The 15,574-nt window shown below is 72.8% G+C and carries 12 protein-coding genes; 4 read left to right on the top strand and 8 right to left on the bottom strand.

All coding sequences use genetic code 11. The annotated features are described in order from the left end of the window. The first annotated feature begins 14 nt into the window (after positions 1-14). Positions 15-785, top strand: coding sequence for a nucleotidyltransferase domain-containing protein (locus QSK39_RS07545; RefSeq protein WP_285476899.1), 771 nt, complete (start codon positions 15-17; stop codon positions 783-785). A 22-nt stretch (positions 786-807) separates the two neighbouring features. Here the strand turns inward: QSK39_RS07545 and QSK39_RS07540 are convergent, their stop codons facing one another. Further along, on the bottom strand, positions 808-1,737 hold the full coding sequence (locus QSK39_RS07540; protein ID WP_285476898.1) for an o-succinylbenzoate synthase: 930 nt from the start codon (positions 1,735-1,737) through the stop codon (positions 808-810). A gap of 72 nt (positions 1,738-1,809) precedes the next feature. Here QSK39_RS07540 and QSK39_RS07535 point away from each other — a divergent pair, with 72 nt between their 5' ends. After that, on the top strand, positions 1,810-4,596 hold the full coding sequence (locus QSK39_RS07535) for an AfsR/SARP family transcriptional regulator (RefSeq protein WP_285476897.1): 2,787 nt from the start codon (positions 1,810-1,812) through the stop codon (positions 4,594-4,596). A gap of 88 nt (positions 4,597-4,684) precedes the next feature. On the opposite strand, the gene QSK39_RS07530 is transcribed toward QSK39_RS07535, so the two are convergent. The 4 genes from QSK39_RS07530 to QSK39_RS07515 form a co-directional block, all read right to left on the bottom strand. Continuing rightward, positions 4,685-5,542 (bottom strand): DUF72 domain-containing protein, encoded by an 858-nt coding sequence (locus QSK39_RS07530; protein WP_285476896.1) that lies wholly within the window; start codon positions 5,540-5,542, stop codon positions 4,685-4,687. A 540-nt stretch (positions 5,543-6,082) separates the two neighbouring features. Then, positions 6,083-6,844, bottom strand: a complete 762-nt coding sequence (locus QSK39_RS07525) for a DUF4253 domain-containing protein (protein ID WP_285476895.1) — start codon at positions 6,842-6,844, stop codon at positions 6,083-6,085. A gap of 189 nt (positions 6,845-7,033) precedes the next feature. Beyond that, positions 7,034-7,675 carry a response regulator gene (locus tag QSK39_RS07520; protein WP_285476894.1) on the bottom strand — a complete coding sequence of 214 codons (642 nt, stop codon included), beginning with the start codon at positions 7,673-7,675 and terminating at the stop codon, positions 7,034-7,036. Further along, positions 7,672-8,844, bottom strand: a complete 1,173-nt coding sequence (locus QSK39_RS07515; protein ID WP_285476893.1) for a sensor histidine kinase — start codon at positions 8,842-8,844, stop codon at positions 7,672-7,674. Before QSK39_RS07515 ends, QSK39_RS07520 begins: the two co-directional genes overlap by 4 nt. Positions 8,845-9,041: 197 nt before the next feature. On the opposite strand from QSK39_RS07515, the gene QSK39_RS07510 reads away from it, so the two are divergent. After that, on the top strand, positions 9,042-10,619 hold the full coding sequence (locus QSK39_RS07510; RefSeq protein ID WP_285476892.1) for a carboxylesterase/lipase family protein: 1,578 nt from the start codon (positions 9,042-9,044) through the stop codon (positions 10,617-10,619). Between the two features lie 9 nt (positions 10,620-10,628). Here QSK39_RS07510 and QSK39_RS07505 read toward each other — a convergent pair whose 3' ends face one another. Beyond that, a complete protein-coding gene (locus tag QSK39_RS07505; protein WP_285476891.1) occupies positions 10,629-12,275 on the bottom strand; it encodes a DNA repair helicase XPB in 1,647 nt (548 codons plus the stop codon). A gap of 88 nt (positions 12,276-12,363) precedes the next feature. Between QSK39_RS07505 and QSK39_RS07500 the strand changes: the two genes are divergently transcribed. Then, complete coding sequence (locus tag QSK39_RS07500) at positions 12,364-12,987, top strand: LppU/SCO3897 family protein (protein WP_285476890.1); 624 nt, start codon at positions 12,364-12,366, stop codon at positions 12,985-12,987. On the opposite strand, the gene QSK39_RS07495 is transcribed toward QSK39_RS07500, so the two are convergent. Both QSK39_RS07495 and QSK39_RS07490 read right to left on the bottom strand, forming a co-directional pair. Next, positions 12,984-14,366, bottom strand: coding sequence for an FAD-dependent oxidoreductase (locus tag QSK39_RS07495; RefSeq protein WP_285476889.1), 1,383 nt, complete (start codon positions 14,364-14,366; stop codon positions 12,984-12,986). The two genes, QSK39_RS07500 and QSK39_RS07495, sit on opposite strands and share 4 nt — an antisense overlap. A 58-nt stretch (positions 14,367-14,424) precedes the next feature. Then, positions 14,425-15,390, bottom strand: a complete 966-nt coding sequence (locus QSK39_RS07490) for an ABC transporter substrate-binding protein (protein ID WP_285476888.1) — start codon at positions 15,388-15,390, stop codon at positions 14,425-14,427. Between the last annotated feature and the right edge of the window lie 184 nt (positions 15,391-15,574).

Below are 15,574 nucleotides of genomic sequence, written 5' to 3'. Positions count from 1 at the left end.
TACAACTTCGGACCATGAAGCACGACACGCCCGAATTCGCCGCGATCGCCGAGCGGGGGACGATCCTGCGCTGCCAGGTCGGATCCGGACTGCACGGTACCGCCGTCGACGGTCAGGATGACCGCGACGAAATGGGGCTGTGCGTGGAGCCGGCCGAGTACGTCAGCGGGCTTCGGCGGTTCGAGCAGTACATCTTCCGCACCCAGCCCGAAGGCGTCCGGTCCGGGCCCGGGGATCTGGACCTCATCGTCTACTCGCTGCGCAAGTGGATGGGCCTGGCCCTCACCGGAAACCCGACGATCCTGCTGCCGCTCTTCGTTCCCGGCAACGAGATCGTGCGGATCACCGAGCTGGGCCACGAACTGCGCGCGAACGCCGCGAAGATCGTGTCGCGGCAGGCCGGGCTGCGGTTCGCGGGCTACCTGCGGACCCAGCGGCAGCGGATGCTCGACGGCGCGATCAAGGTCAACCGGCCGGAGCTGATCGAGAAGTACGGCTTCGACACCAAGTACGCCATGCACATGGTGCGCCTGGGCGTGCAGGGCGTCGAGCTGCTCGAGACCGGCCGGATGACGCTGCCGATCGCCGAACCCTGGCTGACCTGGCTGCGCGACCTGCGGCGCGGGAAGCACACCCAGGACGAAGCCATCGCGGCCGCCGCGGAGCTGGAAGATCGGCTCGACCGGCTGGTGCGGGGTGCGTCGCCGCTGCCGGAGCAGCCGGATCGGGCCTGGGCCGACCGGTGGCTCGTGCGGGCCTACGACTCGGCCTGGCAAGCCGCTTGACGTCGTGAGCCCGGGTCCACGCTCAGCACAGGGCGTGGACCCGGGCCAGGCGATCCCGCCATGCCGCCTCTACCTCGGGTGCCGCCAGGTATGCGTCCGTCGGCTCCGGGGCCTCGCGCAGCACCGGCAGGTATCCGTCCACAGGGGACAGTGGTGCCGCGCAGACGTCGCCTTCCAGCAACGAAATCGTCCCCAGTCCGCACGCGAATTCTAGCTCCGGCAGGGCGCCCGCCAATGCCAGTCCGGCCGCCAGGCCGACGCTCGTCTCCACCGCCGACGACACCACGCACGGCAGCCCGCACGCCTCCGCCACCTCCAGCGCCCGGCGCACGCCACCCAGCGGGGCCACCTTCAGCACCGCGATGTCCGCCGCCCCCGCGACCGCCACCTTCAGCGGGTCCTCGGCCCGGCGGATCGACTCGTCCGCCGCGATGCGGACCGGTACCCGGCGGCGGACCGCCGCCAAGTCCTCGATCGTCGGGCACGGCTGCTCCGCGTACTCCAGCCCGCCCGCCGCCTTGTCGAGGTCGGTGATCGCGCGGACCGCCGTGTCGACGTCCCACGCCATGTTCGCGTCGACGCGCACCGCGCCGGACGGGCCGAGCGCGTCGCGGACCGCCGCCACCCGCTCGCAGTCGTCCGCCACCGTCGAGCGCGGGTCGGCCACCTTCACCTTCGCCGTCCGGCAGCCGGACGCGCGGACCAGTTCGTACGCCTTCTCCGGGGTGACGACCGGCACCGTCGTGTTCACCTCGACCCGGTCGCGGACCGGCGCCGGCCAGCCCGTCTCGCTCGCTTCCAGCGCCGCGTGCAGCCAGGGGACGCTCTCGGCGTCGGAGTAGTCGGCGAACGGGCAGAACTCGCCCCAGCCCGCCGGGCCGGGCAGCAGGACGCCTTCCCGGACCGTGATGCCGCGGAACCGGTTGCGCAGGGGGATCGCGTAGACCTTCATCGTCGCCGATCATGCCACTCCCGACTTCGGCGAACGGGTGCCGAACAGCGCGTTTCCGGCCAGAATGACTCCGTGGTCCTCGACTTCCGCGTGCTGGGTCCGGCCGAGGTCACGGCAGACGGCCACCCGGTGCCGCTCGGGGGCAGCCGGCCGTTGATCGTCCTGGCCGGGCTTTTGCTGCGCGCGAACCGGGTCGTGCCGGTCGACGAGCTCGGCCGCTGGCTCTGGGACGACGACCGCCGCCGCTCCAAGGGCGCGCTCCAGACGTACGTGCTGCGCCTGCGCCGCGCGCTCGGCGACCAGGTCGCGATCCGCACCGAGAGCGGCGGCTACCTGATCGAGGTCGCGGACGACCGGCTGGACCTCTCCCGGTTTCGCGCCCTCGCCACCCGGGGCAAGGCCGCGATGGACCGCGGCGAAAGCCGCCGGGCGGCCGCGCACTTCGCCGACGCGCTCGGGCAGTGGCGCGGCCCGGCGCTGCTGAACGTCGAGTCGGACGCCCTGCACCGCGACGAGGCCGGTCAGCTGGCCGAAGAACGGCTGCGCGTGCGAGAGCAGTGGGCGGACGCCCTGCTCGACGTCGGCGAGTACGGCACCATCGTCCCCGAACTGACCCGGCTGACCAGGGAAAACCCGCTGCGGGAGCGTTTGCACGAGCAGCTGATGGTCGCGCTGTACCGGTCAGGGCGCCAAGCCGACGCACTCGACGTCCACCGCCGGATCAGCGACGTGCTGGCCGAGGAGCTCGGGCTCGACCCGGGGCCGTCGCTGCAGCGCACCCGCCAGGCGATCCTCACCGGGAGCGACAGTGGTCACGTGGTGCCGCGCTACCGGCTCGGCGCCGAACCGCAGGTGCCGCACCAGCTGCCGGCCGACCTGCGGGCGTTCTCCGGGCGCGAGTGCGACCTCAAGGCGTTGCACGCGCTGCTGCCGGAGGCGATCGACGCCGGGACGTCGACGCCGATCGCGTCCGTCGAGGGCATGGGCGGCATCGGGAAGACGACGCTGGCCGTGCACTTCGCGCACGAGATCGCCGACCGGTTCCCCGGCGGGCAGGTCTACCTCAACCTGCGCGGCTACGGGCCCGGCGAGCCGGTCGAGCCGTCGGCGGCGCTGGAGGCGATGCTGACCGCGCTCGGCGTGCCGTGCGACGCGATCCCGGACGACCTCGACGGCCGCGCGGCGAGCTGGCGGACGCACAGCGCGGGGCGCCGGCTGCTGGTCGTGCTCGACAACGCCAACCGCACCGAGCAGGTGCGCCCGCTGCTGCCCGGGCCGGGCTGCCTGGTCGTGATCACGAGCCGCTGGCAGTTGCGAGCGCTGGTCGCGACGCACGGCGCGCGACGGATCGCGCTGGAGGAACTCGGCGAGGAGGACGCCGTCGAGCTGCTCGCGTCGGCGATCGGCCTCGACCGGGTGGCGCGCGATCCCGCCGCGACCGAGCGGTTCGTGCGCCACTGCGGCGGGCTGCCGCTGGCGATCCGGATCCTCGCCGTGCGGGCGGCGCAGTTCCCCGACCTGGCGCTCGACGAGTTCGTCGACTCGCTCGAGGCCGACCTGCTCGGCTCGTTCGACCTCGCCGATGGCGAAGGCACGAACATCCGCTCGGTGTTCTCCTACTCCTACCAGGCGCTGGAGCCGGGGACGGCGCGGTTGCTGCGGCTGCTCGGGCTGACCACCGGCGTCGACTTCACCGCGCCGGCGGCCGCTGCGGTCGCCGGGCTGGACGTCACGACGACGCGGCCCATGCTGGAAACCCTGGCCGCCGCGCACCTGCTCGCCCAGCCGCGGCCGGGTCGCTACCAGTTCCACGACCTCATCCGGGCGTACGCGGGCGAAGTCGCTTCGCAGGTCGACTCGGCTTCGCAGCGCGACGCGGCGTTGGATCGGCTGCTGGACTGGTACCTGGCGTCGGCGCTGAGCGCGTCACGGCGGATGCGGCCCGAGCGCTACTACCGGCTGCTGGACCTCGATGACCTCGACGGCGGCCTGACGTTCGCGGCGTACCACGAGGCTTTGGCCTGGTTCGGTGAGGAAGCCGGCAACCTGATCGCCGCGGTCCACCTGGCGCGGCGCCGGCGTGACGACGTCTGCTGGAAGCTGGCTTGGCTGCTGCAGAGCTACTTCGTGACGAGCTCGCGGCTCGACGAGTGGCGCTCGGTGTTCGCGGTGGCGCTCGAAGCCGCGCGGGCGAGCGGTCATCGTCCGGGCGAGGCGGGCATCCTGAGCGGGCTCGGCGTCGTCAACGGCGTCGCGCGGCAGTACGACGAGTCGCGGCGGTTCCTGGAGCAGGTGCTGGCGATCCAGCGCGAGCTCGGTGCGCGGGAGGGCGAGGCGCGGGCGCAGTACAACCTCGCGATGGCGGCGCACAACCTCGACGACTACGCCTGGGCGTACGAGCACGGCATGCAGGCGCTGGAGATCGTCCGCGAGCTGGGGTTGGGGGCGTTCGAGGCGAGTGTGCTGCGGGCGCTGGGCGACATCTGCACGTCGATGGGCGACCACGACCAGGCGTTGCGGCTGGCCGACGCGGCGCTGGCGGTGCTCGGCCCGGACGGCGAGCCGGTGGACACGCGGTTCACGCAGCACACGCGCGGGCTGGCGCTGGTGGGGCTGGGCCGGGTGGACGAGGGGATCGCGTGCGTCCGCGACTCGGTCGCGATGTTCTTCGAGATGGGCGAGCAGTACGAGGCGGCGGACGTATTGGCTCAGCTCGGCACGATCCACCTGCGCCACGGGGATCGGGCGGTGGCCCGCGAGTGCTGGGTCCGGTCGGTGCGGCTGCTGACGGAGCTCGGCCACCCGGACGCGGACGACGTGCGCGCGAAGCTGGCGGCGCTGGTCGCGGCCGGCGGCTGACTGTGCCGGGCGGACCGCCCGCGTGCCGACCCCCAGCGACAGCACGCAAGCCGGTCCGGCCCGCGGGTCCCACTCAAGCCGATGGCGCTCACTGTCCACTCACTGTCTCGTTCGGTGGGGAGATACCGAGCAGTTCGGCGAGGGTCTCGGCGTTGCGCGGTGCCTCGACCTTGACGTCGTTGTCGAAGTAGACGTGGACGTCACGCTGGCCGCCGTCGTGCCAGGCCCGGATCTTTTCGGCCCACTCGCGCAGGGCCCGGTCCGAGTAGCCGCTGACGTACAGCTCCTCGTCACCGTGGAGGCGGACGTAGGCGAAGTCCGCGGTCTGGTCTTCGAGGAACGGCCACTTGCCCGCGGTGTCGGCGACGACCAGGGCGATCCCGTTTCTTCGGAGCAGTTCTTTCGCCGCGGGCTCGGTGAAGCTGGGGTGACGGACTTCGAGCGCGTGCCGGAGTGGCTTGCGCGGTCCGGCTTCGAGGTGGGGCGGTCCTTTCAGCTTGTCGTCGTGCTTCTTTGCGAGCTCGGCCGCGTCGGTCGTGGTGCGGGGCAGGAGGGTGAAGAAGTTCGCGAGGCGGTCGGGGTCGAACGTGAGTCTCGGTGGGAGCTGCCAGAGGAACGGGCCCAGTTTTGCGCCGAGGGCGAGGATGCCGGACGCGTAGAAGTTCGCCAGTGCCGTTTCGACGTCGCGGAGTTGCTTCATGTGCGTGATGAAGCGGCCGCCCTTCACGGCGAAGAGGAAGCCCGACGGGGTCTCGTCGAACCAAGCGCGGTACCGCTCCGGGCGTTGCAGTGAGTAGAAGGAGCCGTTGATCTCGACGGAGTTCATCCGGCGTGAGAGGTATTCGAGCTCTCGGCGCTGGGCCAGTCCGGGCGGGTAGAAGTCCCCGCGCCATGGCGGGTAGCGCCACCCGGATGTTCCGATGCGGATTTCGGCGATCGTTCTCACCGCCTTTCCGCGGTGGGTGGTTCCCGTTCGGCGGGGTGGCCAAACGTGGTTTCCCGGGTGGCGTTCGGACAGGTGGGCTGTGGGGTGGGACAGGTGACCCAGGTTTGTGGACGGTCGTCTGATGGGGCCTTTGAAGTGTTTGCTCATCGGGGGGTCCGTTGGTCCCGTTTTGTGCCGGGCGGCGGCTTGCTCGAGTGTGCTGCCGTGGGTGGAAAGGGTGTCCTCGCCGGACGGGCAGGCTCTGGGATGGCCTCGGGTTCTGCTTTCGTCTTGCCTTTGGGTTGGGGTCGCTGGGTGGTCATCCCGTCGCCTGAGCGAGGCCTATCACTTCGAGCCAGGCCCGCAAGCTTGCGTTTTCGGCTCGCCTTTTGTGGGCGGGTTGCGGGCCTGGCTCGAAGTGATTTGACGGCCTCAGGCGACGGGATGACCACCCAGCTCTTTCTGGGTTGTCGGCCGTTGGCGCCGGGCGGCGGCTGTCGCTCGGAGGTGAACAGCCTTTGCCTCCGACCCCGCGGTTCCGGGCGTCCCGGTGCTCTGCGCTCATGCCCAGGAGAACCGCCACAGCCTTGACTGCACCAACCCTGATGCGTACTCCCGCAAATTGCCCGGCTGGCCCGTGAACGTCGGCAGGCTGAATGCCCGGTGCTCTGCCGCCACCGTCAAGGCCCGGGCCTGGTTTCTCGGGGGTGCCGATACCGATAGCTCCAGCGTGTCGAAGCCCAGCCCCACCAGCGTTGCGCCGAAGCGGTCCTCCCAGCTGCGCAATACCGCCGACAGCTCGGCCACCTGGTCCGTGCACTTGATCATGCCCGTCCAGCCCAGGAGGGCCGGGATGTCCGCCGGGCGCTCGGTCTGGACCAGGCCCAGCCGGTGCGGGGCGCGCGCCGACAGGATCGAGCCCGTGTTGCCCGCCTCGGCCAGTGGGTCGGACCTGCGGGGGCTTCGCTTCGCCAGACCCGGGAACCGCGGGCCGAACGGGCGCAGGCATGCGCCGTCGCAGCAGGAGCTGTCCCACCAGCGGGCCAGCGCCCCCGCCGCGTCCGCCGAGGGGACCCGGTGGCCCGCCGGGGCCAGGCGGCCGCGGTCGTCGATCCAGTCCTCGCCGTTCGCCGCGAAACGCTGGTCGTGGGGGATCAGCACCGGCCACAACCCCGACCGCTCGAACTCGGCCACGCAGCCGAGATAACGCTCGGGCCGGGTCAGCGGCAGGTCGGACACCCACAGCCGGCCGTGCCACGAGCCCGGTGGCAGGGTCTGGACCGGCGGCGCGGGCGTACCGGGGCGGAGCGGTGCGATCGTCATGACGTCCCCTCGAACTTGTGTTCGGCTGGTGCATGTCGAACAGTAGTTCGAGGGTCTGACAATTTCCAGTGATCTGCCCGCTCATCCGTTCGAGTGAATCCGCAAATCCGCAGGTCAGAGCAAGGTGCGAGACGCTTGTGGCGGAAGTTGCTCCTGTGACGATTCGCTAGGCCGAAGGAAGTACGGGACCTAGCCGATGCCACGCGCGGCGAGCAGTGCCAGCTGCGTGCGGTTGGTGCAGTCGAGGTGGGTCATCAGCCGGGACACGACACCCTTGACGGTGCCTTCGCTGAGGTAGAGCCGGCTCGCGATCTCGGCGTTGGTGCGGCCCTCGCCGAGCAGCCCGAGCACGTCGCGCTCGCGGCCGCCGAGCCGGGCCAGCCGCGGGTCGGGCGGGTCGGGCGGCGGCGGGGAGCCGCGGCGCAGGCGGTCGAGGGTCTCGGGGGAGAGCACGGCCGTGCCGGCCGCCGCGGCGAGCACCAGCGGGACCAGCTGGGCCGGCGGTGTGGTCTTGAGGATGAAGCCGCTCGCGCCGGCGTCCAGCGCGCCGAGCACGTGCTCGTCGGTGTCCACAGTGGTCATCGCGATGACCGCGGGCGGGTCGGGCAGCGCGCGGATCTCCCGGGTGGCCCGCACCCCGTCGACGCCGGGCATGCGCAGGTCCATCAGGACGACGTGGGGTTCGTGGCGCACCACCAGTTCGACGCCCTCGGCGCCGTCGTGGCCGACCGCGACGACGGTCAGCCGCCCGGCGCCGTCGAGCAGGGAGCGCAGGAACTCGCCGACCATCGGCTCGTCGTCGACGACCAGCACCCGGACCGGCTCGGTCACGGGCTCGCGGGCACGGAAGCGGCCGGGAAACGCACCCGCAGAGCGTATCCACCGGCTTCGGTCCGCGCATGCTCGCAGGACCCGCCGAGCAGCGCGATCCCGCGGCCGAGCGCGGCCAGGCCACGGCCGCTGCCGGGGGTGACCGCCGCACCGGCCCGCGGCGGGTCGTTCTCCACCGACAGCTCCAGCCGCGCATCGGCCGCCCCGAGCGACACCCGCACGGCGGCGCCCGGCGCGTGCCGGCGGGCGTTGGTCAGCCCCTCCCGCACGGCGCGGACCAGTGCCCCGGACACCGCCGGGTCCACCTCCGGCGCCGGGTCGGGCACGGTCAGGCTGACCTCCTGCCCGGCCGCCCGCGCCTGGTCGACCAGCTCGGCCGTCGGCTCGCGCCACCCCGGCGTGCCGGTCGCGGGCGGGGCGGGCGCGTCGATCAGGTCGAGCGCGTGCCGCAGTTCGGTCAGTCCCCGGGCGCCGAGGTCGCCGATCTGCCCGGCGGCCGCGCGGACCTCCGGATCGGCCGCGTTCGCGCCGAGCGCGTTGGCCCGCAGCACCACCAGGGTCAGCACGTGCCCGAGGCTGTCGTGCAGCCGCGCGGCGACCCGCTGCCGCTCGGCCACCCGGGCCCGGTACGCGGTGGCCGCGCGTTCGGCGGCCAGCGAAGCGGCCCGGTCGGCGCGTGCCCGGCGCAGCCGGACGGCCAGGCTCACGCACGTCCCGCCGAGCAGCGGAACCGCCGCGCCGAGCACCGCGGGGACCACGCCACCGGGCGCGGTCACGGCGGCGAAGGCCGGGTACGCGACGGCCAGCGCGGCGGAAACGCGCAGCTGGCGGGGGCTGCGGGCACCTTCGAACACGCGCACCGTCGCCCAGGCGAGGGCCACCGGCACCCACGGCACCGCCTGCACCGCCAGCAGCGCGGGCCACGGCCGGAGGACGCCGGCGAGCAGCGCCGCGACCACCACCGTGGCGGCCATGGCCAGGTCGGGGCGGGTGGCCGGCCGGGCGAGCACCGCGGTGGCCAGCAGCTGCAGGCCGAACCCGCAGGCCAGCGCCGGCCAGTGCCCGGCGCCGCCGGGGAAGACGGCCGTCGCGAAGAGCAGGCCGAACGCGGCGGCCAGGACGGCCGCGAACGGCGTGACCTGGTGACCGGTGACGCGGAAGCGGGACACAGCCGCGATGGTAGGAGCACCGGCGCCGGGGCACCGGGTTCGTGGCCGGATCTCGGACGTTCGGCCGGGCTCGGTGGACTTTCGTCGCGGACTTGGCCGGACCGTGGACCTTCGGCCGGCCGCGCCGGACCTTCGTCGCGGACCTCAAGCCGAACCGCAGTAGTGCGGTTCCCTGCCCGCTGCCCACAGTGAAAGCCATGCGCTCAGCCATCCTCGTGCTCGCCGCCGCGTCCGTGCTCGCCGCGTGCTCCGCTCCCGCACCGTCCACTCAGGACATCCGGACCGCCGCCGTCGGGCCGCTGGTGCGCACCGCCGACGGTGCCCTGCGCGGCACCTCGGACGGTGACGTGCTGCGCTTCCGCGGTGTCCCCTACGCGCAACCGCCGACCGGGAACCTGCGGTGGGCTCCGCCGGCGGCCGTCCGGCCGTGGGCTGGCGAGCGCGCCGCCGATCGGTCCGGCCCGCAGTGCCCGCAGGGGACCGGCACCGATGAGGACTGCCTGCACCTGGACGTGACCGTGCCCGCGGCGCGCTACGACCCGGCCCGCCCCCGGCCGGTCATGGTGTGGCTGCACGGCGGCGGTTTCAGCGGCGGCACCGGCACCGACGTCGATCCCCGGCGCCTGGCCGCGCGCGGCGACGTCGTCGTCGTGACCGTCGACTTCCGGATCGGCGTGCTGGGCAACCTCGCGGTGCCGGGGATGACCGACGGCGGCACGTTCGGGCTGCAGGACCAGCAGGCCGCGCTCGCCTGGGTGCAGCGGTCGGCGGCCGCGTTCGGCGGCGACCCGGGCAACGTCACGCTGTTCGGGCAGTCCGGCGGCGCCGTCGCGGTGTGCGGGCAGCTGACCTCACCCGCGGCCCGCGGCCTGTTCGCCAAGGCGATCCTGCAGAGCGGCTCGTGCGACACGACGCTCGCCGCCAACGCCGCCGGGCCCGGTACCCCGGCGTTCGGCTCGTTCTGGCGGCCGCTGGCCACGGCCGAACGCTCCGGTCTCCAGGTCGCGGCGGCGCTCGGCTGCCACGACCAGGCGGCTGTGCTGACGTGCCTGCGCGGGCTGCCGGTGGACCGGTTGCTCACGCAGACCGGCGCGGTGACCGCGGCCGCTTTCGGCGGCCGCACCCTGCCCGGCGATCCCCGGACCGCACCGCCGGCGCGGCCGGGCCGGCCGGTGCTGTCCGGCACCACCAGCGACGAGCAACGCCTCGTCTCCGGCACCTACCGGCTGCTCGGCAAGCCGATCACCGAGGCGCAGTACCCCGAACTGCTGAAGGCCGGCTTCGGGGCCGACGCCGACGCGGTGGCCAGGGAGTACCCGGTGGGCGGCTCGGCCGAAGCCGCGTGGGCGGCCGTCTACACCGATTCCGGGTTCGTCTGCCCGCAGGTGCGCACCGACGACCGGCTCGCCGCGCACGGCCCCGTCACCGGGTACGAGTTCGCCGACCGGACCGCGCCACCGCTGATCCCGGCCACACCCGGGTTCGAGCCCGGCGCGTCGCACGCCGCCGACCTCTTCTACCTCTTCGACATCAAGGACCGACCGCTGCACCTGGACGGCTCGGTCTACGGACTGACCGCCGCCCAGCAGGCGCTGGCCGCGGTCGTGGTCGACGCCTGGGGTGCGTTCGCGCACACCGGGACCCCGGGCGCGTGGCCCGCCTGGCACGGGCCGGGCAGCGCCGTCCACCGGTTCACCGCGGACGCCGCGCACCCGGCCACGACCGTCGTGGCCGACGCGCACCACTGCGCGTTCTGGCAGCGCATCACGCGCTGAGCAGGCGGATCAGAGCGGCCGGAGCAGGTCGTCCGCGTCGACGATGTGGTACGCGTACCCCTGCTCCGCCAGGAACCGCTGCCGGTGCGCCGCGTACTCCGTGTCGACCGTGTCGCGCGAGACGATCGAGTAGAAGTGCGCCTGCCGCCCGTCGCCCTTGGGACGCAGGAGCCGTCCGAGCCGCTGGGCCTCCTCCTGCCGCGAGCCGAACGTCCCGGAGATCTGGATCGCCACCGACGCCTCGGGCAGGTCGATCGAGAAGTTCGCGACCTTCGACACCACCAGCGTCTTGAGCTCACCCCGCCGGAACTTGTCGAACAGCTCTTCGCGCTCCTTGTTGCGGGTCGCGCCCTGGATCACCGGCGCGTCGAGCTCGTCGCCGAGCATCTCCAGCTGGTCGAGGTACGCGCCGATCACCAGGGTCGGCTCGCCGGCGTGCTTCTCCACGATGGACTTGATCACCGGGGTCTTCGTCAGCGCCGTCGCCGCCAGCTTGTACCGCTCGTCGGCCTCGGCCGTGGCGTACTCCAGCCGCTCCGCGTCCGTCAGCGTGACGCGGACCTCGGTGCACTCCGCCGGCGCGATCCAGCCCTGCGCCTCGATGTCGCGCCACGGCACGTCGTAGCGCTTCGGCCCGATCAGCGAGAACACGTCGCCCTCGCGGCCGTCCTCGCGCACCAGCGTCGCGGTCAGCCCGAGCCGACGGCGGGACTGCAGGTCCGCCGTCATCCGGAACACCGGCGCCGGCAGCAGGTGCACCTCGTCGTAGACGACCAGGCCCCAGTCGCGCGAGTCGAACAGCTCCAGGTGCCGGTACTCGCCCTTGGTCTTGCGCGTGATCACCTGGTAGGTCGCGATGGTGACCGGCCGGATCTCCTTCTTCTCGCCGGAGTACTCGCCGATCTCCTCCTCGGTCAGCGACGTCCGGGCGATCAGCTCGCGCTTCCACTGCCGCCCGGCGACGGTGTTCGTCACCAGGATCAGCGTCGTGGCCTGCGCCTGCGCCATCGCCGCCGCGCCGACCAGCGTCTTCCCGGCGCCGCACGGCAGCACGACGACGCCGGAGCCGCCCGCCCAGAACGCCTCCGCGGCCATCCGCTGGTAGTCGCGCAGGTGCCAGTCCTGCTCGTCGAGCGCGATCGGGTGCGCTTCGCCGTCGACGTACCCGGCGAGGTCCTCGGCCGGCCAGCCGACCTTCAGCAGCGCCTGCTTCAGCCGCCCGCGCTCGGACGGGTGCACGATGACCGTGTCCTCGTCGATCCGGGCGCCGAGCATCGGGCTGATCTTCTTGTTCCGCGAGACCTCGGTCAGCACCGCGCGGTCGGTGGTCGACATGACGAGGCCGTGCGCCGGGTGGTTGGCGATCTGCAGCCGGCCGAACCGGCCCATCACGTCGACGACGTCGATCAGCAGCGGCTGCGGCACGGGGAAGCGCGAGTACGTCGTCAGCGCGTCGACGACCTGCTCGGCGTCGTGGCCCGCGGCGCGCGCGTTCCACAAGGCCAGTGGGGTGATCCGGTAGGTGTGGACGTGCTCCGGCGCGCGTTCGAGCTCCGCGAACGGGGCGATCGCGACGCGCGCGTCGCCGGCCTGGGGGTGGTCGACCTCCAGGAGCACGGTCTTGTCGGACTGGACGATCAGCGGGCCATCAGTCACAACTACTGTTATACGTGGCTCGCTCCGGCCCGCCCCTGTCGCGGGTCGCCGGTGGGACGATTTGCCGAGGGGATCACTGGAGGGCACGTTGACCACACCACCGTTCGACGACAACCCGTTCCGGTCGCCGGACCACGCGACGTCGTCCGCGCCGATGCCGCCGATGCCCGGTCAGCAGCAGATCCCGCACTGGTTCACGACGAAGGTGAAGATCACCCTCGCCGCCTGCGTCGTCCTGGCGCTGGCCCTGGGTTCGCTGGGCGCGATGAGCATCTACTGGCTCGACCGCAACGGCCCGCCCGGCGACGGCGACTGCCTGTACCTGACGCGCGAGAGCGGCGGCAAGCTCGCCTACCACCGCGTCGGCTGCGGGACGGACAGCGCGACCTACAAGGTCGACGACAGCTACACCGGGTCGTTCCGCTGCGGCTCCGGCGACTACGTGCGGTTCCAGATCACCGGCACCGCCGCGACCGCTCAGCGCACGCTCTGCCTGGCGCTGAACGTCAGCACCGGCGAGTGCCTGCGCGACGTCGACGACCAGGCCACGATCGGCAAGGTGAGCTGCAACGACCCGGCGGCGAAGGAACGCGCCGAGGTCATCACCGGCTACCGCGGCGAGGAGAGCTGCCCGGATGCCGACCAGGTGCTGAGCTACCCGGGGCCGCCGCGCCGGACCGTGTGCCTGGCGCCGCCGGGCGAGAACATCTAGCCGAACCACCTCGCCAGGTCGGCGGGGTCGGCGGCGTAGCCGTCCGGCCGGAGCACCAGGAGCCGGCCGCGGTACCCGGCGTCGGCGGTGGCCGCGTGGACGACGCGGACCTGCCCGCGGAAGCCGGGTGGGGTGGCGTGGTCGCCGAGGTCGAGGAGCAGCCCGCGGCCGTCGTGCAGCAGCGCGGAAAGCCGCGTCGGACCGTCCGCCGTCGTCAGGTCGAGGTCGGGGACGCGGTGTGCGCCGGGATAGTCCGGCGCGAGCCCGGACAGCAGGCCGCTGAAGTAGCGGTTGCCGTCCGGGGTCCGCATGAGGTCGACGACGATCTCGCGCAGCGCCTCGACGTTCTCGTCGCGATCCGGTGTCGTGAAGACGCGCTGCGCCGCCGTGTGCCGCAGGACGCGCGCGGCGGCCGGGTGCCGTTCGTCGTGGTAGGTGTCGAGCAGACCTTCGGGTGCGGTGCCGCGGACCGTCGCGGCCAGCTTCCAGCCGAGGTTCATCGCGTCCTGGACGCCGAGGTTGAGCCCCTGCCCGCCGAGCGGCGGGTGGATGTGCGCGGCGTCGCCGGCGAACAGGACGCGGCCGTGCCGGTAGCGCTCCAGCTGCCGCGTCGCGTCGTTGAAGCGCGAAGCGCCGTACACCTCGCCCAAGCGCGTCTCGGCGCCGTAGAGGGCTGTCAGCGCTTCGGTCACTTCGGTGTCCGACACCGGCGCGTCGCGGCCCGGCTGGGCCGTCGTGGAGCCGAAGACGAACCGGTGGGTGCCGTCGCCGAGCGGGGTGAGCATCGCCCAGTAGCCGTTCGCCTGCCGCGTCACCTGACTGAAGTGCGCGGCGCGGGCCGGGACGAGCGCGGACGCGGCGGCGAGCCGGACGTGCGCGAGCGTGGCGACGTAGGTCTCGGTGCGGCCGGGGAAGGGCACCCCGAGCAGCCGCCGGACGGTGCTGTGCGCGCCGTCGCAGGCCACGAGCCAGCGGGCCCGGCGCCCGTCGACCGTGACGCCGTCTTCGGTCACGTCGACCGTGGTCACGTCGTGGCCGCGCTCGACGACGGCGCCGTGCTTCACGGCGTGCTCGGCCAGCATCGCCTCGACGTCGTCCTGGGTGCGGTTGCGGACGCGGGGGTGGCGGGTGTGCCAGACGCTGTGGTCGAGCGGGACGGGCAGGCCGGCGAAGTGGCCGCTGGGGCCGTCGAGGTCCGGGCCGGTGTCCAGGCCGCGCAGGTCGAGCAGCTCGGCGGTGCGGGGCTGGAGGCCGACGGGCCGCGGCAGGCCCGGGCCGTCGCGGCGGTCGAGGACGGTCACCTCGACGCCGGCGAGGGCGAGTTCGGCGGCGGTCATCAGGCCGGTCGGGCCGGCTCCGGCGATCAGGACGTCGGTCATCACGCACTCCTCAAGTAGACTGAGTGCAAAAGTAGACCAAGTGCAAGTTTAGCGACAGCTAATAACTGTTCTGGTCGGGGAGCAGGGCCTGGACGTCGAGGCGGTCCGCGAGCTGGCCCGAGTTGTGCATCAGGTCCGCCACGCGCTGCAGCCGGATCCCGTTCAGCGACGCCGGGTAGGAGCCGAGCGAGATCAGCGCCGCCGTCGTCGTGTCGATGTCCGAGAACTTCGGCAGCGCGTCGCGGATGATCGCCGGGTCGGTCGCGCTCTGCTGGGCCGTGCCCAGCGCCGTGCGGAAGGCCGCCAGGGTCCGCGGGTTGGCCTGGGCGAACGGCTTGGCCGACGCGTACGCCGACAGCGGGAAGTCGAGCGTCGCGCCGCGGGCGCCGTCCGCGAGGATGTGGGCGCCGAGGTCCTTCTCGGCGCGGGTGATGTACGGCTCGATCATGAGGGCCGCGTCGACGTCGCCCGCCTGCAGGGACTGCGGCATCGCGTCGAACGCCACCTGCTTGAACTTGATCTTCGCCACATCGACGCCCGCGGTGCCGAGCACCGAGCGCGCGGCCAGCGCGCCGATGTCGTCGAGCATGTTCACCGCGATCTCGGGCGACTTCTTCGACGTCGGCACGGTGTAGTCGGAGCCGGGCAGCGTGACCAGCGCCATCGTGTTGGGGCCGGACGTGTAGGCCTCGCCCTGCAGCTGCAGGGCCGTCCCGCCGGCCGCGGCGCGGAACAGCGCGATGTCGGACCCGAAGGTGACGTCGAGGTCGCCGGCGGCCAGCTTGGCCAGCCCGTCTTCGCCGCCGAGCTCCACGAGCTGCACGTTCAGCCCCACGGCGCCGAACTTCCCGGCCGCGACGGCGATCCGCAGCGGGGCCGTGTCGATGGCGTTGCCCACACCGACGCGCAGGGTGCTGCGTTCCAGCGCCGGTGGAGCGGAGGTCGCGCCGGAAGAGAACACGCTGCACCCGGCGGCCGCCAGAAGTGCCGCCACCAGCGGAATCATCCGTCCGCGTCTGATCATGAACCTTCACCTACCGCGAGAATCTGGTTCTCGTGCTGGATCGTATGGTCCGCGCCCCATACGATCGCGGGCAGGGCCGTATCGCGCCAGCGCGGCTTTCGGATCTCCATGGGGCGGGCTACCGTTCAGTAGGTTCGAGTGTCGTCGGATCCGCGGGTTCCCGCCCGCGGCGGAAAAGGAAACC

The organism is Amycolatopsis sp. NBRC 101858 (assembly GCF_030269325.1).
In the GTDB taxonomy this organism is placed as follows: Bacteria; Actinomycetota; Actinomycetes; order Mycobacteriales; family Pseudonocardiaceae; genus Amycolatopsis; species Amycolatopsis ponsaeliensis.
The sequence above is the reverse complement of the archived record's forward strand: the minus strand, read 5'-3'. Positions and strand labels throughout refer to the sequence as shown.